The 19,599-nt window shown below is 67.6% G+C and carries 18 protein-coding genes; 6 read left to right on the top strand and 12 right to left on the bottom strand.

Annotation, left to right across the window (positions count from 1 at the left end; translation table 11 throughout):
• Nucleotides 1-277: 277 nt before the first annotated feature.
• The 4 genes from EV668_RS24150 to EV668_RS24165 all read right to left on the bottom strand — a co-directional run bounded on the left by EV668_RS24150 (nt 278) and on the right by EV668_RS24165 (nt 7,013).
• Complete coding sequence (locus EV668_RS24150) at nt 278-1,276, bottom strand: DUF6607 family protein (RefSeq protein ID WP_208111623.1); 999 nt, start codon at nt 1,274-1,276, stop codon at nt 278-280.
• Between the two features lie 378 nt (nt 1,277-1,654).
• A complete protein-coding gene (locus EV668_RS24155; protein WP_166652624.1) occupies nt 1,655-5,248 on the bottom strand; it encodes a TonB-dependent receptor domain-containing protein in 3,594 nt (1,197 codons plus the stop codon).
• 160 nt (nt 5,249-5,408) lie between these two features.
• Nucleotides 5,409-6,416, bottom strand: a complete 1,008-nt coding sequence (locus tag EV668_RS24160; protein WP_245513436.1) for a FecR family protein — start codon at nt 6,414-6,416, stop codon at nt 5,409-5,411.
• A gap of 84 nt (nt 6,417-6,500) precedes the next feature.
• Entirely contained in the window at nt 6,501-7,013 is a 513-nt protein-coding gene (locus EV668_RS24165) for an RNA polymerase sigma factor (RefSeq protein WP_133775094.1), read from the bottom strand.
• A 413-nt stretch (nt 7,014-7,426) separates the two neighbouring features.
• Between EV668_RS24165 and EV668_RS24170 the strand changes: the two genes are divergently transcribed.
• Nucleotides 7,427-8,062 carry a LolA family protein gene (locus tag EV668_RS24170; RefSeq protein ID WP_133775096.1) on the top strand — a complete coding sequence of 212 codons (636 nt, stop codon included), beginning with the start codon at nt 7,427-7,429 and terminating at the stop codon, nt 8,060-8,062.
• Between the two features lie 9 nt (nt 8,063-8,071).
• On the opposite strand, the gene EV668_RS24175 is transcribed toward EV668_RS24170, so the two are convergent.
• Nucleotides 8,072-8,680: an NAD(P)-dependent oxidoreductase gene (locus EV668_RS24175; protein WP_133775098.1), complete on the bottom strand. Its 609-nt coding sequence runs from the start codon at nt 8,678-8,680 to the stop codon at nt 8,072-8,074.
• Nucleotides 8,681-8,752: 72 nt separating this feature from the next.
• Between EV668_RS24175 and EV668_RS24180 the strand changes: the two genes are divergently transcribed.
• Together EV668_RS24180 and EV668_RS24185 are read left to right on the top strand one after the other, a co-directional pair.
• Nucleotides 8,753-9,154, top strand: a complete 402-nt coding sequence (locus EV668_RS24180; RefSeq protein ID WP_166652626.1) for a winged helix-turn-helix transcriptional regulator — start codon at nt 8,753-8,755, stop codon at nt 9,152-9,154.
• A gap of 117 nt (nt 9,155-9,271) precedes the next feature.
• Nucleotides 9,272-10,327 (top strand): alcohol dehydrogenase, encoded by a 1,056-nt coding sequence (locus EV668_RS24185; protein WP_133775100.1) that lies wholly within the window; start codon nt 9,272-9,274, stop codon nt 10,325-10,327.
• A gap of 149 nt (nt 10,328-10,476) precedes the next feature.
• Here the strand turns inward: EV668_RS24185 and EV668_RS24190 are convergent, their stop codons facing one another.
• From EV668_RS24190 to EV668_RS24200, 3 genes are read right to left on the bottom strand one after another with little or no spacing between them, the layout of a single operon-like run.
• On the bottom strand, nt 10,477-10,920 hold the full coding sequence (locus EV668_RS24190) for a TadE/TadG family type IV pilus assembly protein (RefSeq protein ID WP_133775102.1): 444 nt from the start codon (nt 10,918-10,920) through the stop codon (nt 10,477-10,479).
• Nucleotides 10,917-11,492: a TadE/TadG family type IV pilus assembly protein gene (locus EV668_RS24195; protein ID WP_133775104.1), complete on the bottom strand. Its 576-nt coding sequence runs from the start codon at nt 11,490-11,492 to the stop codon at nt 10,917-10,919. Before EV668_RS24195 ends, EV668_RS24190 begins: the two co-directional genes overlap by 4 nt.
• Nucleotides 11,489-13,510: a pilus assembly protein TadG-related protein gene (locus EV668_RS24200; protein ID WP_245513437.1), complete on the bottom strand. Its 2,022-nt coding sequence runs from the start codon at nt 13,508-13,510 to the stop codon at nt 11,489-11,491. The genes EV668_RS24195 and EV668_RS24200 overlap by 4 nt, the downstream gene beginning before the upstream one ends.
• A gap of 297 nt (nt 13,511-13,807) precedes the next feature.
• On the opposite strand from EV668_RS24200, the gene EV668_RS24205 reads away from it, so the two are divergent.
• Nucleotides 13,808-14,593 (top strand): DUF72 domain-containing protein, encoded by a 786-nt coding sequence (locus EV668_RS24205; protein WP_133775106.1) that lies wholly within the window; start codon nt 13,808-13,810, stop codon nt 14,591-14,593.
• A 9-nt stretch (nt 14,594-14,602) separates the two neighbouring features.
• On the opposite strand, the gene EV668_RS24210 is transcribed toward EV668_RS24205, so the two are convergent.
• Together EV668_RS24210 and ctrA are read right to left on the bottom strand one after the other, a co-directional pair.
• Entirely contained in the window at nt 14,603-14,887 is a 285-nt protein-coding gene (locus tag EV668_RS24210) for a hypothetical protein (protein ID WP_133775108.1), read from the bottom strand.
• A gap of 162 nt (nt 14,888-15,049) precedes the next feature.
• Nucleotides 15,050-15,751, bottom strand: coding sequence for a response regulator transcription factor CtrA (ctrA, locus tag EV668_RS24215; protein ID WP_133775110.1), 702 nt, complete (start codon nt 15,749-15,751; stop codon nt 15,050-15,052).
• Nucleotides 15,752-16,060: 309 nt separating this feature from the next.
• On the opposite strand from ctrA, the gene fliI reads away from it, so the two are divergent.
• Together fliI and fliJ are read left to right on the top strand one after the other, a co-directional pair.
• Nucleotides 16,061-17,404, top strand: a complete 1,344-nt coding sequence (gene fliI / locus EV668_RS24220) for a flagellar protein export ATPase FliI (RefSeq protein WP_133775112.1) — start codon at nt 16,061-16,063, stop codon at nt 17,402-17,404.
• Nucleotides 17,405-17,438: 34 nt separating this feature from the next.
• Nucleotides 17,439-17,849, top strand: a complete 411-nt coding sequence (fliJ, locus tag EV668_RS24225; RefSeq protein ID WP_133775114.1) for a flagellar export protein FliJ — start codon at nt 17,439-17,441, stop codon at nt 17,847-17,849.
• Nucleotides 17,850-17,922: 73 nt separating this feature from the next.
• Here fliJ and phoB read toward each other — a convergent pair whose 3' ends face one another.
• Entirely contained in the window at nt 17,923-18,615 is a 693-nt protein-coding gene (gene phoB, locus EV668_RS24230) for a phosphate regulon transcriptional regulator PhoB (RefSeq protein ID WP_133775194.1), read from the bottom strand.
• A 247-nt stretch (nt 18,616-18,862) separates the two neighbouring features.
• Nucleotides 18,863-19,588 carry a phosphate signaling complex protein PhoU gene (phoU, locus tag EV668_RS24235; protein ID WP_133775116.1) on the bottom strand — a complete coding sequence of 242 codons (726 nt, stop codon included), beginning with the start codon at nt 19,586-19,588 and terminating at the stop codon, nt 18,863-18,865.
• Between the last annotated feature and the right edge of the window lie 11 nt (nt 19,589-19,599).

Genomic DNA, 19,599 nt, shown 5'->3' on the forward strand with positions numbered 1-19,599 from the left:
GCGCCCCGGCCGGCGCCGCGATGAGCAGCACCATCGCCGCGAGCCTCACGGCCCGCAGAAGAGCGCCGCAGCCACCCCGCCCGGCCCGGCCGGCCTCATGCGGGCGGACAGTCTCGATTACTCTGCGCATCCCTGTCTCTTCTCGTCGTCCCAGAAAGAGCGCCCGCTGGCTGGCTAACGGCCGTCTCCGGCCCTGGCTGGCTCGCGGTGCCATTCCCCAACAAAGGGGAAGCCGCATCCGTGTCGCGCCCGTCTCAGAGCCGCGGCGCGCCGACCGTCACCGCGTCGGTCCCGCGCCTTCTCCCGGCGCCCCGACCCAGGGGCGGAACAGCTCGCGGATCGATGCATCGCTCACGGGCAATCCGAACCGGGCCGCTTCAGACTGCCAGTACATCGCCCAGATCATCGTCATGCCTTCGACCGGGTATCGCAGGTGGATCCCCTGGTTCTGCTCGATGTTCCGGGCCCATTCGGCGCGAATGCGACGCCAATAGGATTCCGTCGCCTTCCAGTAGTGGTACCCGCCGCCGAAATCGTATCCCTTGATGCGCTGATAGGTGTTCATGCCCTTCTCGCGCACGAGAACCGACGCCGTCCGGCCGCCCTCTCTCCTGATCTTGGCGTTGTGCTGTTCGTGCTCCCAGCCCTGATCCGTGATCCGGTGGATATTGACGACCCGGAGGGCATTGTAGTCGCTGCGCTTCGTGTATTCGCGCCGCGGCAGCGGACGCCAGCCGAGATCGGACTTCCAGACCGCCGTACCGCCCGCATAGGTCCATCGCCCCGTGCCGCAATAGCGCGGCGCGTCGCTGACCTCGTAGACGCATTGCGTCCAGCCGCCGCGGGTCGTGGCCGCGGGGATCGAACGCACACGCCACGTCTGGTCGGCGACGAATTCCAGGCGCCGCGGCGCCTCGTAGTGCCAGTCCTGGCGCCAGTGCTTGAGCACGAAGCCCAGCGTCCGGTGCACCAGGAGATGCTGCAGCACGATGCGGCGGCCGGTATCCTCGGCGACAAGCACGACCTCATAGGCCTCGCTGCGCGACGGCGGCTTCGGCTGATAGCCGCGCGACGGAGCATGCTCGGCAAAGGCGAAAGTGACCTTGTACTCGCCGACCATCGACAGGATGGCCTGCCGGTCGCGCTCGGGGCCGCGCGTCTGCGCCACGGCCTCGAGGCGCCCCTGATCGCCGATGGGCCTGACGTTCTCCGTCGACAGGCAGCCGCCCAGCGTCAGGGACGCGCCGATCACGAGGGATAACGAGAGAGGTTTCATGAGGTTTCCTGCCAGATTTCGAATGGACGGTGCCGTGCCGTCGGTCGTTCGCCGGGCCGCATGACCCGACGCGGTCGATGTGTTCCGGCCGGAGGCCGCACGCCCCGCCCGGAGATTTGCGTGCCGTCTTCGAGCGATCCGACGCCGCGGATCGCGGCGATGGAATGCCTCGCCAGCAGCGAGGCCCCGAAGCCGAGGATCGCGGCCGCGGCGAGCGCGCCGACGACGAGGGCACCGAGAAAGACAGCCGGCGCCGTGCGCCCCCACCACGTCCTGAGAGACATCGCGACGGTCCCGGTCTTGGCGGCGCGCGGGGCGCCGGGCATCCGGCTGCGGCCCAGGATGGCCGCAGCCGGATGAAGCTCCACGCCCCGACGCTCAGAAGCGGTAGTTCACGCCGAGCTTCACCAGCGGAACGTCGAGCGTGCTCGTCATCTTGCGCCCGTTGATCGTGGTGTACGTCACAGGGAAACTACCGCGCGCGGCAGGGCTCACGACGCCGAGGCGTGCGTCCGGGAACGAGAAGGTCTTCGACGTCTGGAAGGAGTTCAGAAGGTATTCGCCCTTCACCGACCAGCCGTCGCCGATCGCGTATTCCACGCCGCCGCCGATCGCGAAGCCGACCCGCGAGACCCGATCCGTCTCGGTGAAGCTCGGAACCGTCACGAACTGGGCGACCGCCAGCGTGCTGGTGCCGTACGTCATCGTGGCGAACTGCGTGCGGCGCTCCACCTGCTCGGCGAAGGCGATGCCGCCGGTGCCGTAGATCATGAGATTGTCCGTCAGAGCGAAACCGAGGCGGCCGCGGATGGTCGACAGCCACTCGATGTCGCTCGCCCTGACCGCCTCGAGCTGACGGGTGAGATAGAGGTCCTGGATGCCGCCGCGGTTGGAGCCTTCGACCGCATAGGCGAATTGCGAATGCCCGGTCTGCGGCTTGACGATGTCGCCTTCGATACCGGCGACGATGCCGTTGCTCAGATGGTAATTGTAGCCGGCATTCGCGCCGAAGACGAAGCCGCGCCCGATCTTGTTCGGCCGCTCGAGAGCCGGATATCCCGCCATCGACCCGTCCGCAGCCGTCATCGTGCCGGTGTTTCGGCCTTCGCTGTAGCCGCTATGTCCGCCGACATAGAACCCCGTCCAATCGGTCTTGCCCTTGTTGCCCGGGAATAGGTCGGCGAAGGAGATGGGGGCGAACGGATCGCTGCCGCCGAACTTGCCGGTCAATCCGATGCGGACGATCCGTCCCGGCGCCGGGTTCGGAACCAGGCTGAGAGGATCCACGTAATAGGTGTCGGTCAGGTTCTCGACATTCGCCCAAGCGGTCAGGCTTTCGCTGAGCTTGTATTCCGCGAAGGCGTCGACCGTGTAGTACGGCTTCCACTTGACCAGCGCGATCAGGGTCGCGAGGCCCGAGATCGGATCGCCGTGCTTGACGTTGCGCGGTCCGGCATGCGTGACGCGGCCGCCGATCGTCAGCCTGTCGTTCAGCAGCTTCTGGGACGCGGTGAAACTGACCTGATATTGCGGCGGAATCTGATTGGTCGCGAAATCGGCCGAGATCGTGCGCGTCATGCAGCCCGAAAGGCTCTCGCAGAACTCGATGTTCGTATAATAGTTCGCCGCCAGATCGGCCGTAAATCCCTTGTATTCATAGCGACCCGACACCTCAAGACCTTCGAATTTGGCCTTTGGTATATTTACTGCTTGAAGAGCCGCATATGAGTAGCCGCTAGGGTGCTGCAGCGTAAGATTTAGTCTCGACACATAGTCTTTGATATTCCAGCTGAAATACCCAAACTTGATCATCGCCTTGTCTTCGTCGGCGAAGACGTTGTCGCGCGAGACGTTCACCCCGATGTCCCAGTTGCGCGCGCGCTCCGGCTTGATGTCGTCGTTCACGATCCCGATGAAGCTGGACACCGTCTCGAACAGGCTCGGCATCCGCAGCGTGCTTGAATAGTTCGCGTAGAACTGAGTGCCCTTCCAGGGCTCCAGCAGGATGCCGGCGGAGGGGCTCGACCCTTCTCCCTTCCGTTTCGGATTCGGGTTGTTCATGTCGGGGCGATTGAGGGCCGCGTTCACATTGAGATCGTGGCTCAGGTAGTTCGTGTACTTGATCCCCGTATGCAGGGTCAGCCAATCGACGGGCTTGTACGACAGCTTGGTGAAGACCGAAGCTTCTTCTCTCTTCCCGTGACGCGACGGGATATTGTTCAGTGCATCCGTGAACCGGGTCGGGTGGGTCGATTCCCACAGATACGATGCGCCGTAATCGAGCTGGAACGAGCCGATCCGACCCCATTCCCAGCGCGACGTATTCGACGCATCCGCTCCCCACATGCGCGAATCGAAGCCGATCCGGTGTTCGCGCGGCAGGTAGAAGGTTTCAGGCGAGATGCTCGGGTTTCCCGAGCGGATCGGCCCGCGCAACCGCAGGTCCGTGACCCAGAGATTGGCCCTCAGGTCGATCAGGTCGTTGTCGGACGGCTTCCAGCGATAGCGCGCGGTCCAGCTGTCGACCTCGGTCCGGGACGTTTGGCGTGCCGCGATCCCCTGGCTCGTGTCGCTCCCGTAGCGCGCGGCGAACATGTCGCCGGCTTCGCTCCGGAAACCGTTATAGCCGAGTTGGAGAGCATGCCCGTCCCCAAGACGAACCGTGCCCTTGAGCAGATAGGATTCGGTATCGAGCTGCGTGTTGCGGACCTCTTCGCCCTTTCTGTAGGTCGTGAGCCCCCCGTTGATGAAGAAGTTGGTGTAATAGGGCCGGCAGCCGGTCCAGGCGTTGCAGGTCGGCCTCGGACCGGTGTCGATCGGCACCGCGCCGCGTCCGTTGTTTCCGGCGAAATAGTTGCCCTGCTTGCGGTGGGCATAGCCGGCCAGGATGTCGAAGGCATCCTCCTTCCAGGCCGCGACCACGCTCCCCGAGCCGCTCGTCGGATTCAGGAGCCCCGGCTGGCTCATGCCGTCCGGCATGGCATAGGGGCGCAGGTTCGGATTGCTCACCAGCCCATGCTGGTTCGACCACTTGTACCCCCCGAGCAGACCCTCGCGAGGGGTATCGGTATTGGTGCCGAAGCCGCTCTTGACGAGGATGCCGAACCTGTCGCCCGGCTTGACGACATCGTTGGCGCTGATCGTCCGGACCGCCACCGTGCCGGCGATCGCACGGGACGAGGTGCTCGCCCCCTTGGTGATGTCGACCCCGCCGATCAGGTCGGGATCGATGAAGGTGCGGTTCGAGATGCCCTGGTAGCCCTGGTGGAGCGTCAGGCCGTTCTCGGCGCCGTCGATCGTGACTGCGACGCGGCCCATGCCCTGCATGCCGCGGATGTTCGGATCGATGCCGCCGGCGCCGTTGCGCGCCTCGCCCGACATGACGCCGGGCGTGCCGCGGAAGATGTCGGCCGGGCTCGAGCCGCGGAAGCGCTCGATGCTCTCCTGCGAGATGAAGGCCGTCGGCGCGGGCGTCGAATAGGGCGTCTCGGGCGTCCCTCCTCCGAACAGGCCCGATCCGCCGGTGCCGCTGACATTGATCGTGTCGAGCGCGATCGCGCCCGCCGGCGCCGCCCCGGCCGCACCGCCCTCCGCCGCCGGCCGCTGGATCGTCACGGTGTTGGCGCCGCTGGCCCTGTAGTCGATGCCGGTCCCTGCGAGCAGCCGCGCGAGCGCCTGCGCGTTGGGCGCCGATCCGCGGAAGCCGGGCGACTGGATTCCCCGAAGCTCCGCGGTGCGATAGGCGAGCTGCATGCCTGACTGATCGGCGAAGAGCCGAAGAGCCGAGGCGAGCGGCTGCGGCCCGATATCGAAGCTGCGGGCGGCCTGGGACGATTGCGCCGCCGCCGGCGCGGCCGGGACGACGAGGAAGAACAGCCCCGAACTCAGGGCCGTCGTCAGCAGAAGCGCCGTCCCGAGCCTTGCGTGAACCGTCCGCAGCGCACCGCGCTGCCTCCTGCCTTCAACCGACATCGAATGCCCCCAACATCGCATGCGCTCAACCGCGAGCAGCCGGACGACCGGCTGCCGGGAAGGGCCTGCGACGTCGCGCTGATGGGGCCCTTCGCAACAGAGACGCGCCAGGGGCGGGTTCACCTAAAGACGATGGTGAAACTTTTTCGAAACGATCGGGCTAGCCGACGACGATCATGATCCCGGGGATGCGCCGCGTCGCGAGACCCTGGGTCTCGGCGAGCGCGGCGATGGCGGCACCGGCCTCCCGGATCGAGAACACCGCGCTGACCGGGTCGCGGGCCCGGTCCCGATCGGCGAGGACGATACGCTCGGGCACATAGCGGCCGAGTTCCGCCAGCGCCTCGGCGAAGGGCCGGCCGTCGAAGATGACCCGGCCGGTTCGCCAGGCGAGTTCCTGACCGAGGTCGACGGCGACGGCCGGCAATGGCAGGCCGCCCGGCCGGTAGCGCGTCTGCTGCGCCGGGTCGATCTCGATCGCCTTCGTCCGCGGCACCGCTGCGGGATCGGACGGGCCGGGAGACACGACCGAGGTCCGCCCCGCCGTCACGGTGACCGCGACCTCGTCATCCGTCGCGCGAACGGCGAAGCTGCCCCAATCCGTGCTCGTGATCCCGTCCTGGGCGGCGACCCGGAACGGCCCGGCACCATCCGCCTTGACGTCGAACAGGGCCTCCCCGCGCAGCAGCGCCACAAGGCGAAGGCCCGGCTCGTACCGGACCGCGAGGGCACTGTCGGTATTGAGCGCGACCCGTGTCCCGTCGGGCAGCGACACCTCCCGCTGCTCGCCCGCGGCGGTGCGGTGATCGGCGTCCCACAGAAGCCTCAGCCGGGGCGCCGCGACCACGACGGCGGAGGCCGCGATCGCGGCGCTGCCCCCCACCAGGAACGCACGGCGGCCGGAATGGGCCTGTCGGGGCGGGCGGCGTTCGAGCGGCGGGCGGGCATCGAGCGCGCCGAGCTCCTGCCAGAACGCCCGCTCCCGCAGGAAGGCGGCGTCGTTCTCGGGCGATGCGGCCCGCCAGGCCTTGAACCGGTCGAGCTCGGCGTCGGACATGGTGCCGGACGAGATACGAGCGACCCAGTCCCGCGCATCCATGCCGGCCTTGTCGCGGATCCCCTCCCCTCGTTCGACGCGGTCGTCCATGGTCTCGCAGATCGTATTCATGGGCGAAGTCGGCCCTTTGGACCGCTTCTACCCTAAAGACGCGCGAGACGCGGCCTTACCTAAGCTGGGAGGGGAAGTTTTTTGTCAGTCCGGCAGGTGCTCGCGGAGCATCGCCAGACGCTCCAGGGCGCGTCGGATATGATAGTAGACGGCCGGCTCGGAGATGCCGAGCTCGGCGGCGATCTCGCGGAACGTCAATCCGTCGAACCGGTTCATCTCGAAGATGCGCTTCGTCTGCGGAGGCAGATCGTCGATCGCCTGGCGCATCAGCGCCACGGCCTGACGCCCGATGAGGATGCGCTCCGGCGAGACCGCATCTTCCGTCTCCCACAGAAGCTCCTGCACCTCGGCATCGAGCGACGCGCGGCGGCGCTCCTTGCGCCGATGGTCCGTCGCCGCGTTCCGCGCGACGCTCCGCACGAAAGCCGAGGGCTGCTCGATCCCGGCCTCCGACTGCTGGGCGAGCTTGATCCAGGCGTCCTGCATGACGTCGGCCGCAGCAACCTCTCCGGCGCGAATCCGAACCGTCGCTTCGATCCGAGACCGCTCGGACGCAAAGACGGCGAAGAGCCGCGAGAAAGAAGTCCTCTTGACCATGGAGCGCAATCGTCAGGGTGACGGATGAGACACGGGAAGCCGTATGCGAGCTTCCTGTTCACCCGATCCGCCTCTATCGACATCGAAAAAGATCGGCAACGCCAATACTTTATAGCCGTTCCAAGAGAAGCCTGTGCAACTTGGAGCGGCTCGAAATCGGTCAGGCTAACACCTTGAAACTTCGTCACGTCGTGCTGGCGTCGTTTAACCTCGCTTGATCCGGCGCCGCCCCGTTTGCCGCCCGTCCGTTGCCCCGACGCAACATCTCGTCGGCTGCCGCCCTCCGCCCGATCGTCGCGATCACCGACAGGTTCTGCCCGGTCGGGCCTCAAACGCCTTTGTTCGGACCACAATCGCAGGCATAGCGGAACGACGCTCGCGGGCGGCCTTGCGCCGCGAGTCCGGAGGCAGGGATGATCTTGCGGGTTTCGGTGGTTCTGACGGCAGCCTTCCTCGTGCTCGGCGGAGGCGCCTTGGCGCAGGGCGCGCGCGAGCCCGCTTCGGCCAAGGCGCTCGACACCCAGACCGCAGTCGCTCGTGCCAATGCGGCGCTGAACAGCTTCCAGACGATGAGCGCATCCTTCTCGCAGGTCGGTGGCGAGGGGCGGCGGATCACGGGCACGGTCTGGGTCCAGCGCCCCGGAAAGCTCCGTTTCGAGTACAACAAGCCTTCGACGCTGGAGGTCGTCTCCGACGGCTCGACGGTGCTGGTCCGCGACCGCAAGCTCAACACCTCCGACCCCTATCCGATCTCGCAGACACCGCTGAAGTTCCTGCTGGCGCCGCAGATCGACCTCGCGCGGGATACGCGCCTGCGCTCGGTCTCCTCCGGAGCGGATGGGATCAGCGTCAACATCGAGGATTCCTCGACGCTCGGCGGCACCTCCCGCATCACGCTGACCTTCGATGCCGGCATCACCGAGCTGAAGCGCTGGCGCGTCACCGATGCCTCCGGCTACACGACGACGGTCACGCTTGCGGGGATCGAGAAGAACAAGCCGATCGATCCCCGCACCTTCATGCTGGGCTTCATGCGTCCGGTGGATTGACGCGGCGCGTCAGTAACCGACGGTGAAGCGGCGGCGCGAATGCGCCGGCTTCTCCAGCTCGTCGACGAGCGCGATCGCGAAATCCTCGAACGAAATGCTGCTGCCCGCCTCGGTCGCGAGAAGCTGATCCGTGCCGAGCCGGAACCGGCCTGTCCGCTCTCCGGGCACGAAGAGCGCCGAGGGCGAAAGGAACGTCCAGTCAACCTCCTGCTCCTGGCGCAGGAGGTCGAGGAAGGCGGCACCGGCCGTCGCCTCGGCCTTGTAGACGGCGGGAAAATCGGGGGTATCGACGAGCCTGACGCCGGGCGCGACCTCGAGGCTGCCGGCCCCTCCGACGACGAGATACCGCGCCACGCGCGAAGCGCGCACCGCCTCGACGAGCTTGCGCGGGTCGCTCGCCGTGAAGTGCACGGCGCTGATCACGGCATCGTGTCCGGCCAGTAGCGCCGTGAGCCCCTCCTGATCGTAGACGTCGCCGCGCTCGGCCGTCACGCCGGGCTGCGAGGGGACGCGGTCGGGTTGACGCACGATCGCGGTGACCCGGTGGCCGCGCCTGACGAGTTCGGCGAGGATGCGGGACCCGGCCTGCCCCGTGGCGCCGATGAGAGCGACGTTCATGATGGTCGTCCTAACAGGTTTCTGATAGGAACTTAGTTCTTGATCGAAACATAAGTGTAAAGAAGGCACTTGATGGCGACTTGGTCACCTTCGGGAAACCCCGAGCCGGCTTTGGGCCCGAACGTCTATGCCGGGCTGTGCCCGACGCGCCTCGTGCTCGACCGGATCGGTGACAAATGGGCCGTCCTCGTTCTCGGATTGCTGGCCGGAGAGCCGCGACGCTTCAACCAGCTGCGACGCGAGATCGAGGGCGTGTCGCAGAAGATGCTGTCGCAGACCCTCAAGAGCCTCGAACGCGACGGGCTCGTCAGCCGCAAGGCCTTCGCGACCGTTCCCGTGACGGTGGAATACAGCATCACGCCCCTCGGGCTGACGCTGGCCGCGACGGTCGATGCTCTGCGGGGTTGGGCCGAGTCCCATATCGACGAGGTCCTGGCCGCCCAGCGGCACTACGACGAGCGCGCGACGGCGTGAGGGGTGACAACCCGCCGGCCCATATCCCGCTTGCCCCCGCGCGATTCCCTGCCATAGGATTTCGGCAACCCCTCCCGTGAGAGGGCCGACACGCAAGCCCCTGGGAGGCGATGCCGCATGAAAGCCTATGCCGTCACGATGTTCTGCGAGCCGGTCGAGGAGATCGACGTCGCGGATCCCGTTCCGAAGGGCACGGAGGTCGTCGTCGACGTCACCCGCTGCGGGCTCTGCCATTCCGACCTGCACCTCCAGGACGGCACCTATGACCTCGGCGACGGCAAGATCCTGAGTCTCGCCGATCGCGGCATCAAGCCCCCGGTCATCATGGGCCACGAGACGCTCGGCCGGCTCTCGGCCAAGGGTCCGGAGGCTCCGATCGGCGACGATCAGATCGGCAAGACCTTCCTCGTCTATCCGTGGCTCGGCTGCGGCGAATGCGAGATGTGCCTCAGCGACCGCACGAACATGTGCGCCAAGCCCAGCTCGGTCGGCGTGCACCGTCCCGGCGGCTATGCGCAGAAATGCCTCGTGCCGCACCCCAAATATCTCGTCGACGTCACGGGCATCGATCCGACCCTCGCCTCGACCTATGCCTGTTCCGGCCTCACCGCCTATAGCGCGCTGAAGAAGCTCGACATGGACAAGGAGAAGGGCTGGCTGCTGATCCTCGGCCTCGGCGGCGTCGGCATGAGCGGTCTCGTGATCGCCAAGGCGCTCGGCTTCCGGAACATCGCGGTCGCCGATATCGACGAGGGCAAGCGCAAGCTCGCCGAGGAGCACGGTGCCAGCCTGGTCCTCGACCCGCGCGATGCGGGCGCGCTCGAGAAGCTGGCCGCGGTCGGCGGCATCGGGGGCGCGGTCGATTTCGTCGGCGCCCGGCCGACGGCCGAGTTCGGCATCGCGGCGCTGAAGCGCGGCGGGTCCTACGTCATCGTCGGGCTCTACGGCGGCAGCATGTCGCTGTCGCTGCCGCTGCTCGTCCTGCGGGCGATCAACCTCCGCAGCTCCTATGTCGGCAATCTCGTCGAGCTGCGCGAGCTGATCGATCTCGTGAAGGCGGGGAAGGTCGCACCGATGCCGGTCGAGACCGTCCCCGTCGCGAAGGTGAACGAGGCCATCGGCCGCCTCCGCGCCGGCAAGGTCAGCGGACGTCTTGTTCTGGCGCAAGGATAGCCGGGACATGGCGGGAGGCCGGCCCGCTCGGGTCAGCCTCCCGATCCCTTGGAGCATGCTTCCAGAAGAACTGAGAGCGCGCTGCCTGCTTCACGGACAACGTCGGCGCGCCCTCACGGATGCGGACGCGAGGTCGGCCCTCCGCCCAATCAGCTCTGGTTGGGGAAGCAGGCGGTCCCCGTCAGCGCAACACCCTGGGCCAAAGGCGTGAAGACCAGCGGAACCGAGGTCCGGAACGTGTAGGTCAGCGTGACCTGCGAAAAGCCCGCGATGCCGGTGCAGGTGGCGCTCGGGTTGAGCGCGATCCCCGCCGCCGGGATCGTCAGCCCCCGCCTGGCGGCGAGCGCCTGCACGCGCTCGACCGTCTTCGTCGCGCTGTAGCTGCCTCCCGGAGCGCAGGCCGTCTCCTTCACGCCCATGCAGCGGGCCGCCGAGATGGCGATCTCGTGCAGCGCGTTCCGGCTCCAGAAGGCGCGTCCGAACTCCGCCGCGGCGAAGACGACGAGCAGAAGCGGCACGGCCAGAAGTGCGAACTCGACGGCCGTCGCGCCGTCGCGCGAAGCCCGGAACCGCGCAACGCAGCCCGTCTTCATTGCGTCTGGATCACCGCGCGCGTGGTGATCTCCCCGTTCCGGACGATTCCGTAGCTCGAGAAGAAGGGCGAGTAGGTCTGCCGCGCCTCGATCGACACGAATTTCCCCGCGAGGCCGCCGCCATCGCAGACGGCGCCGCAGGTCTTGGTCGCGCCCCAGGTGATCGCTCCGCCGCTGGCGCTGGGGCAATAGCAGCGGTCGGCAGCGGATGCGGTGCCGGACGCGGTGATCTCCGATCCGGTGAAGGCCGCCACAGGGCCGTTATTGACGGTGATCGTGCCCGAGGTCGTCTCGCGGCCGCTGCTGCTCTCGACCACCTTGGCGAGCGACTCGGCGAGCCGCGCCCCGTCCGACGAGGTCACCTGCGGCGCGTTGACGAGGGAGAAATTGGCGGCCGACGACACCGCTGCGTCCAGGCGAAAACGCGTGGCGAGCACCCCGCCGAAATCGACGATGCCGAACGTCAGCAGGCAGAAGAGCGGGACGATGAGCGCGAACTCGACCGCCGCGACCGCCTGGTCGTTGCGGATGGCGCCGCGAAGGCGATGCGGGATCCGGCTCGGAACGCTCATTGCACCAGGACCGGTGTTCCGGCACCGCCTCCGGAGGAGCCTGAACCGAGGCATTCGGACGCGGCGGCCGTGCCGCCCGACAGCGAGATCAGGGAGCCGATGATCTGGAGGCATTGTCCGCTGCCGTCGCCGATGCTGGCGCCGCCGCTCAGCGTGATCGGACCCTTGGGAAAATACAGCGCGCCCGAGAGGCTGGTCCCCGATCCGCCCTGCGTGAACGATGCTCCCGCTCGCGAGCCGCCCGTCGGCCCGACCACGGCGAGATTGGCCGTCGCGCCCGTCGTCGGCGCCGTCAGCGCGACACGCGAATAGCCCGCGGCGACGCAGAAGGCCTGGCCCGAGCAGTTTCCGCCCGACGGCGTCGAGGAGCCGCCGATCACGAGCGTGACGCCGGCCCCGGTCATGCCGACGCTGTTGCCCCAGCAGGTGACGCTGCCGCCGCCATTGCCGCCGAGGGCCACATAGCCGCTCACGGTATAGACGCCGGCGCCGAGGATCGTGCCGCCGCCCGTCGCGACGAATCCCTTGATGTCGTGCTGGCCGGAGGCGGGCATGGCGAAACACGAGCCGCCGCCGCTGTCGATGTTTCCGGACACCTTGAACAGGTTCGCGTCGGCGAGCTTGGTGAAGGAGCCGCCGCCCAGGATGAAGGCGTAGCCCGCGCTGCCCGCGCCGATATCGTAGCTGTTGGTCGAGCCGCTTCCCATCGTCAGAGTGGCGCCTCCGTTCACGGCGATCCCGGCCGAGAGCTTGAAGGTGCTCGGGCCGCCGAAGGTCAGCGTCGTGCCCGTATGGCAGATGCTGACGGTGCCGCTGTTCCAGGTGCAGGCCGACGTGCCGGCGCCGAAATGGAACGTCCCCGCGCCGAAGGTCACGGTGCTCCCGCCGCCCGTCGTCAGGCCGCGGGCGAAGGTGAAGGTGCCGTTGCCGAATCTCACGGTGCCGCTGAAGGCGGCGTTGCCGGCGACGACGACGCTGCCATCGCCGAAGGTGTTGGTCCCCGTCAGCGACAGCGAGCCGATCTTGTACGTCCCCGGGCCGAAGGTGATGGTGCCGCTGCTCGCATTGGTCAGCGCGCCGCCGATCTCGTAGACGTTCGAGGCCACTCCGCCCGGATTGAAATCGAGCTTGATGCCGCCCCCGAGCGAGACGTTGCCGAACCGCGCAGTCGAGCCCGGCTGGCAGGTGAGCGTCCAGATGTTGGAACCGCTCGCGAAGCTCGCCGAGCAGCCGGCCGCCGCGGCCCTCTGCTGGGTCGTCGACTGATCCCAGCCGAACTCGATGTCGCTGCCTCCGCTCGGAGCCGTCACGCTCGGCGCGGACGGCCCCGTCTGCGCCGCGACCGTGGCGAGCCGCGACGTCGCCGACGCGACGGCCGGGCTCGAGGCCAGCGGATCGGTCGTCACGGTCTTCTTGATCGATACGGATGCCGTGCCGGCCGGCGCCTTGATCCCGCTGCAGGGCTGGCTCGGCGCGGAGGACGAATTGTAGGTGACCGTCTTGGTCGTGATCGAGGTGCCGCACGGCACCGTCACGGCCGCATTCGAATTGACCGAGCATTTGGGCGCCGAGACCGCCGTCCCGCCGGACAGCGTCACGCCCGACCCGGCGGTATCGAGCGCGACGATGCAGGCGGCCGCGGTCTCGGTCGCGATCTCGGCCCAGGCCCTGGCCCCGACGACGAGGTTCGCGCTGCTCCCGAGCACGGGGGCCAGGAGCAGGAGGTTCGTGCGGGTCACGGAGACGGTCACGGCCTGGTTGCCGTTGCCGCGCGGCGAGGCTTCGACCCAGCCGCGAACCTCCGTGCTCTCGAGGCCGTTCAAAGCCGCGACCTGAGCGATCGCCGCCTCCATGGTCGGGGTCGATGACGACGCGTTGTAGGCGAGAGCGCCGGCATAGGCGGCGAGATCGGCGACGCGCTGGTTCTCGACGCGGGTCACGAGGCCGTGTCCGAATTCGGCCACGAGCGCGGTCATCCCGATCAGGAAGATCAGGATCGCCGATCCCATGATGGCCATGGAGCCCTCGACGTCGCGGGCAAAACGTCCCGCCAGTCTGCGAAGGTAGGTGACCATATCGACGGATGAGGGCGTTTCGTTGCCGGGACGACGCTCAAGGCATTAGGGCATGGACCTGAAGGAACTCCTTACGAACCCAGCGGCATTTCGGCGGACGCCCTCGCCGAACATGTCTCCGATGGGACGAAAGGGCGCCCCGGCGCGGCCAGACGCCGGTCTCGCCGCGATGTTGCATCATGCGCGACGATCGAGGAGAAACCGGACGGTGGCAGAAGGCCTCGGGCAGGAAGTCGGATCATGAGCATCCGGGTCGGGATTGGCGGCTGGACCTACGCCCCCTGGCGAGGCACGTTCTATCCCAAGGGGCTGACCCAGGCGCGCGAACTCGAACACGCCTCGCGCCGCCTCACCGCGATCGAGATCAACGGCACGTTCTACCGGACGCAATCGCCGGCGAGCTTCCGCAAATGGGCCGAGGAGACGCCGGACGATTTCGTCTTCGCGCTGAAGGGGCACCGCTTCGTCACCAACCGCAAGGTGCTGGCCGAGGCCGGCCCGTCGGTCGAGACCTTCCTCGGCTCGGGCGTCACCGAGCTCGGCGGAAAGCTCGGCCCGATCAACTGGCAGCTCGCCGCGACGAAACGCTTCGACCCGGCCGATATCGAGGCCTTCCTGAAGCTGCTGCCGCCGGAGCGCGACGGCATCCGCCTGCGCCACGCGCTGGAGGTGCGTCACGAGAGCTTCGTCACGCCGGAATTCGTCGCGCTCGCGCGCCGCTACGGGGTCGCCATCGTCTTCGCCGACAGCGACGAGCATCCGGCCATTCCCGACCCGAGCGCCGATTTCGTCTATGCCCGCCTTCAGCGCTGCCGCGAGGCGGAGGAGGCCGGCTATCCGGCCGCCGAACTCGACGCCTGGGCCGCACGGGCGCGGGACTGGGAGGCGGGCGGCCTGCCCGCCGATCTCACCGCCGTCGCTCCCTCTCCCGAGACACGGACGGCGCGAGACGTCTTCGCCTTCTTCATCGCGGGCGACAAGGTCCGGGCGCCGGCCGCAGCGGAAGCGCTCATCCGGCGCGTCTGACCGGCTTCGTCAGCGGTTGCAGAGCCGCTCCGGTCCCCAGGGCGTCTGACGGGTAAAGCATCCGCCTTCGGGGCGTTGGGATTCCGCCCAGCCCTGCGGCGGGGCGCCGGGACCGTCCTCGTCGTCATCCTCGTCGAGCCCTTCGGCCGGAGGCGGGCCGGCGACGCCGCCATGACGGTAGCCGTCGTCCCGGACGGGCGGACCGGACCAGCCCCGAGGATCGTCGAGATCGGCGGCGGACGATACGGACGACACGGCGAGCAGCGCGAGACAGGCAAGAAGCAGCGGGCGCATCGATGGCACTCCTCCAATGCGAGGAGGGTCGCAGGGCACCGATGGATCGTGCTTGAACGGCCGGGTCGATCGCCGTTCAGGATCGGCGGAGGCCGACATGCGAAGGCCGGCTCCGCTCGTCGCGGGCCGGCCTTCGAAACGGTTCGGAGGGAGGGGCGATCGTCAGACCGCGATCTTTTCCTCGACCTCGCTCGGCTCGCGCAGCACGTAGCCGCGGCCCCAGACGGTTTCGATGTAGTTCTTGCCCTGGCTCGCATTGGCGAGCTTCTTGCGCAACTTGCAGATGAAGACGTCGATGATCTTGAGCTCGGGCTCGTCCATGCCGCCATAGAGATGGTTGAGGAACATCTCCTTGGTCAGGGTGGTGCCCTTGCGGAGCGAAAGCAGCTCCAGCATCTGGTATTCCTTGCCGGTCAGATGCACGCGCGACCCGGACACCTCGACGGTCTTGGTGTCGAGATTGACGATGAGGTCCGCCGTCGTGATGACCGATTGGGCATGCCCCTTCGAGCGCCGCACGATCGCATGGATGCGGGCGACCATCTCGTCCTTGTGGAACGGCTTCGTCAGATAATCGTCGGCACCGTAGCCGAGCCCCTTCACCTTGTCCTCGATGCCGGCCATGCCCGAGAGGATCAGGATCGGCGTCTTGACCTTGGCGACGCGCAGCGTGCGCAGCACGTCGTAGCCCGTCATGTCGGGCAGGTTCAGGTCGAGAAGGATGATGTCGTAGTCGTACAGCTTTCCGAGATCGATGCCTTCCTCGCCCAGATCGGTCGTGTAGACATTGAAATTCTCGGACTTGAGCATCAGTTCGATGCTGCGTGCGGTCGCGCTGTCGTCTTCGACGAGGAGTACACGCATGTCCAGTCCCCAGACTCGCCATCGAGGCGTTCGGGCAAACAAACCCATCCGTCCGCCGCAGCCCCTCGGCGAACGCCACACCCTCTCGATTCGCAACGCTAACCCCGTTTGGTTAACAAACCCGGAATCTGCTTCGCAAGGGCGCACGACCGATTAATCGGTATGCGCGGGTCGCTGCGTCTTCCAGGGGTCAAAAAAACGGTCGTTCGGCGCTCCGTTCCGAGGTGGCATGCGGTGCCCACCACCCGGAAAGGCGGTAAGGCGTCGGACACCAATGTTAACGGGACGGGTAAACAGGAGGTTACGGAAATGCCGATAAGCGGTTCCGGAGGCGGTCGGATCGCCCGCGCGACGGCCGCGCTCGGCACTGTCGAGCCTCTTCGCGTGTTCGGCCGGGTGGCCGCCGTGCGTGGTCTGCTCGTCGAGGTTGCAGGACCCGTCGCCGCCATGCAGGTCGGCGGGCGCGTCGACATCCTGGTCGACCACGGCGAGAGCGTGATCTGCGAGGTCATCGGCTTTTCCGGCGATCGCGCCCTCGCGATGCCGTTCGGCTCGCTCCAGGGCGTCCGGCGGGGCTGCGAGGCCGTGGCCCGGCAGGCGGCGTCCGGCGTGAGGCCGAGCCCGGCCTGGCTCGGGCGCACCATCGACGGCCTCGGGCGGCCGATCGACGGCCTCGGCCCCCTCCCGGAGGGCGAGACGCTCTATCCCTTCAAGGCCGACCCGCCGCCCGCCCATTCGCGCCGGCGCGTCGGCCCCCCGCTCGATCTCGGCATCCGGACCATCAACACGTTCCTCACCTGCTGCACGGGGCAGCGCATGGGCATCTTCGCGGGATCGGGCGTCGGCAAGTCCGTCCTGCTGTCGATGATGGCACGCTATGCGGCCTCGGACGTCGCCGTGATCGGCCTCATCGGCGAGCGGGGGCGCGAGGTGCAGGAGTTCCTGCAGGACGATCTCGGACCGGAGGGGTTGCAGCGCGCGGTCGTGGTGGTCGCGACCTCCGACGAGCCCGCCCTCATGCGGCGCAACGCTGCCTATCTCACGCTGTCGATCGCCGAATTCTTCCGCGATGCTGGCCTGTCCGTGCTGTGCATGATGGATTCGGTCACGCGCTTCGCGATGGCCCAGCGTGATGTCGGGCTCGCGGGCGGCGAGCCGCCCACCGCCAAGGGCTATACGCCGACCGTCTTCGGCGAATTGCCGCGGCTCCTCGAACGTGCGGGACCCGGAACGGGCGACGGCTCGATCACGGGCCTGTTCACCGTCCTCGTCGAGGGCGACGACCACAACGAGCCGGTGGCCGACGCCGTGCGCGGCATCCTCGACGGCCATGTCGTGATGGAACGGCAGATCGCCGAGCGCGGCCGCTACCCGGCCATCAACGTGCTGCGCTCCGTGTCCCGGACCATGCCCCGCTCCTGCGACCCCGCCTTCTACGACCACGTCCAGCGCGCTAGGCGGATGCTCGCGACCTATGCCGATATGGAGGAACTGATCCGGCTCGGAGCCTACAAGGCCGGCTCGTCCGCGGAGGTCGACGAAGCCGTGGCCTTCATGCCACAGCTTGAGGCTTTTCTAGGGCAACGTAAGGAAGAGGAAACCTCCATCGCGGATGGTTATCGCCGCCTCGAGGCCATCCTCACCGCCGCGTAACGGGCGGATCGGCACGCGTTCGGAGTAGAGATCGATGAAGTCGCGCGATACGCTGATTCGCCTTAAGCGGTTCAACGTCGATGAAAAGCGGCGCCGCGTCGCCCAGATCGAAGCCATGATGGCCGAGTTCGATCGCATGGCGGTCGAACTCGATCGGGAGATCGCGGCGGAGGAGCAACGCGCCGGCATCTCGGACCTCGCCCATTTCGCCTATCCCACCTACGCCAAGGCGGCCCGGACGCGGCGGGACAATCTCCGTGATTCCGCCGACGAACTGAAAGGTCAGCTCACCGAGGCCCAGGCCGAACTCGGCGAGGCCTTCGAGGCTCTGAAGAAGGTCGAGATCCTGCAGGACCGGGAGCGCTCGGCAGACCGCGCCGCCGAGGCGGCCCGGGAGCAGGCCGCGATGGACCGGATCGGGCTGGCGAGGGTCGCGCGGGCCTGAGGCCCGCTCCCTCGTTCACGATCAAAGCCGAGCCGGCCTGCGCTGCCGGACGGCTCCGAACCGGCTCGCCGCCTTACCGGAACGTCTCGTCGAACGAATAGCCGCTGCCGCGCACCGTCCGGATGGGGTCGGTCGCGCCATTCGCACCGACCGCCTTGCGCAGCCGTCCGACATGGACGTCGACCGTGCGTTCGTCGAGATAGACGTCCCGGCCCCAGACGCCGTCCAGCAGCTGCTCGCGGGAAAAGACGCGGCCCGGCTGGCGCATGAGGAATTCGAGCAGCCGGAATTCCGTCGGGCCGAGATGCAGATCCTGGCCGCCGCGCCGGACGCGATGCTGGACACGATCCAGCTCGATATCGCCGAGGACGAGCCGCTCGGCGATCTCGGAGGGCTTCACCCGCCGCAGCAGCGCCCTCACGCGGGCCAGCATCTCGGGAACCGAGAAGGGCTTGACGATGTAGTCGTCGGCGCCGGTCGCGAGGCCGCGCACGCGATCCGCCTCCTCGCCCCGCGCCGTCAGCATGATGATCGGCAGGCGCTGCGTCTCCGGGCGCAGCCTCAGCCGGCGGCACAGCTCGATGCCCGAGAGACCCGGCAGCATCCAGTCGAGGAGGAGCAGGTCGGGGGGCGTCTCGCGGAGCTTCAGCTCCGCGTCGTCGCCACGGGCCGCTTCGTCGACGGTATAGCCTTCCGCCTCGAGGTTGTAGCGCAGGAGGACGGTGAGAGGCTCTTCGTCCTCCGCGATCAGGATGCGCGCCGCCATGTGTCGTGCCGTTGCTGCCTTGCCGCCGGAGCGTGCCGTCATTTCATCGAAACGGCGGCACGCTCGCGCTCAATTGCGATCGCACGCTGTGCGGAAAACCGGATCCCATTCTTCCGCCGCATGCTCTGGAGCGCGCTGGCGTTTCACGGAAACATCAGCGCGCTCTGAGTGATTGTGGGAGCCTGCCGCTATCGGGAAACCGGATTCCACCTTCCCGCAGCCGCTCTCGGCTCCCCATAAGATCCGCCTACTTGCCGGTGGCGGCGTCGACCTCGATCCGGGCCTGGCTCGTGCCGTCGTCCTTCGGGCGCTCCGCCGTCAGGGTCTGACCGGTGACGAGATAATGCACCGTCTCGGCGATGTTGGTCGTGTGGTCGCCGATCCGCTCGACGTTCTTGCCGTAGAACAGAAGATGAGCGCAGAACGAGATGTTGCGCGGATCTTCCATCATATAGGTCAGGAGCTCGCGGAAGAGCGAGGTGTAGAGCGCATCGATCTGGTCGTCGCGCCGCCACACGTCGAGCGCCCGTTCGAGGTCGCGCTGGGCATAGGCGTCGAGCACGTCCTTGAGCTGTTCGAGGACGAGATCGGCCATGCTCTGCACGCCGGTCACGATGCGCGGGGGCTGGAAGCCGCCGGCGATGGCGAGCGTGCGCTTGGCGCAGTTCTTGGCCAGGTCGCCGATCCGCTCGAGGTCGCCCGAGATGCGGATGGCCGAGACGACGTCGCGCAGGTCGACGGCGAGCGGCTGACGGCGGGCGATCGTCATGATCGCCTGCTCTTCGACCTGGCGCTGCAGCGCGTCCAGCCGGTTGTCGGCATTGATGACGCGCTGCGCGAGGACCTCGTCGCGCCGCACCAGGGCGGTCACGGCGTCGGCCAGCATCTTTTCCGAGATGCCTCCCATCTCGGCGATGGAGGAGCGGAGGACTTCGAGGTCTTCGTCGAAGCCAGAGACGATATGGGCGGACATGATGGTCTCCC

It is taken from the genome of Enterovirga rhinocerotis (assembly GCF_004363955.1).
In the GTDB taxonomy this organism is placed as follows: domain Bacteria; phylum Pseudomonadota; class Alphaproteobacteria; order Rhizobiales; family Beijerinckiaceae; genus Enterovirga; species Enterovirga rhinocerotis.

Bases quoted from the DNA above. Each gene is read 5' to 3' on its own strand.
- EV668_RS24150 (WP_208111623.1), bottom strand. From the start codon at position 1,276: ATGAAACCTCTCTCGTTATCCCTCGTGATCGGCGCGTCCCTGACGCTG.
- fliJ (WP_133775114.1), top strand. From the start codon at position 17,439: ATGAAGTCGCGCGATACGCTGATTCGCCTTAAGCGGTTCAACGTCGAT.
- EV668_RS24180 (WP_166652626.1), top strand. From the start codon at position 8,753: ATGGCGACTTGGTCACCTTCGGGAAACCCCGAGCCGGCTTTGGGCCCG.
- EV668_RS24190 (WP_133775102.1), bottom strand. From the start codon at position 10,920: ATGAAGACGGGCTGCGTTGCGCGGTTCCGGGCTTCGCGCGACGGCGCG.
- phoB (WP_133775194.1), bottom strand. From the start codon at position 18,615: ATGGCGGCGCGCATCCTGATCGCGGAGGACGAAGAGCCTCTCACCGTC.
- EV668_RS24155 (WP_166652624.1), bottom strand. From the start codon at position 5,248: ATGTCGGTTGAAGGCAGGAGGCAGCGCGGTGCGCTGCGGACGGTTCAC.
- EV668_RS24160 (WP_245513436.1), bottom strand. From the start codon at position 6,416: ATGAATACGATCTGCGAGACCATGGACGACCGCGTCGAACGAGGGGAG.
- EV668_RS24175 (WP_133775098.1), bottom strand. From the start codon at position 8,680: ATGAACGTCGCTCTCATCGGCGCCACGGGGCAGGCCGGGTCCCGCATC.
- EV668_RS24210 (WP_133775108.1), bottom strand. From the start codon at position 14,887: ATGCGCCCGCTGCTTCTTGCCTGTCTCGCGCTGCTCGCCGTGTCGTCC.
- EV668_RS24200 (WP_245513437.1), bottom strand. From the start codon at position 13,510: ATGGCCATCATGGGATCGGCGATCCTGATCTTCCTGATCGGGATGACC.
- EV668_RS24195 (WP_133775104.1), bottom strand. From the start codon at position 11,492: ATGAGCGTTCCGAGCCGGATCCCGCATCGCCTTCGCGGCGCCATCCGC.
- EV668_RS24165 (WP_133775094.1), bottom strand. From the start codon at position 7,013: ATGGTCAAGAGGACTTCTTTCTCGCGGCTCTTCGCCGTCTTTGCGTCC.
- EV668_RS24205 (WP_133775106.1), top strand. From the start codon at position 13,808: ATGAGCATCCGGGTCGGGATTGGCGGCTGGACCTACGCCCCCTGGCGA.
- ctrA (WP_133775110.1), bottom strand. From the start codon at position 15,751: ATGCGTGTACTCCTCGTCGAAGACGACAGCGCGACCGCACGCAGCATC.
- EV668_RS24185 (WP_133775100.1), top strand. From the start codon at position 9,272: ATGAAAGCCTATGCCGTCACGATGTTCTGCGAGCCGGTCGAGGAGATC.
- phoU (WP_133775116.1), bottom strand. From the start codon at position 19,588: ATGTCCGCCCATATCGTCTCTGGCTTCGACGAAGACCTCGAAGTCCTC.
- fliI (WP_133775112.1), top strand. From the start codon at position 16,061: ATGCCGATAAGCGGTTCCGGAGGCGGTCGGATCGCCCGCGCGACGGCC.
- EV668_RS24170 (WP_133775096.1), top strand. From the start codon at position 7,427: ATGATCTTGCGGGTTTCGGTGGTTCTGACGGCAGCCTTCCTCGTGCTC.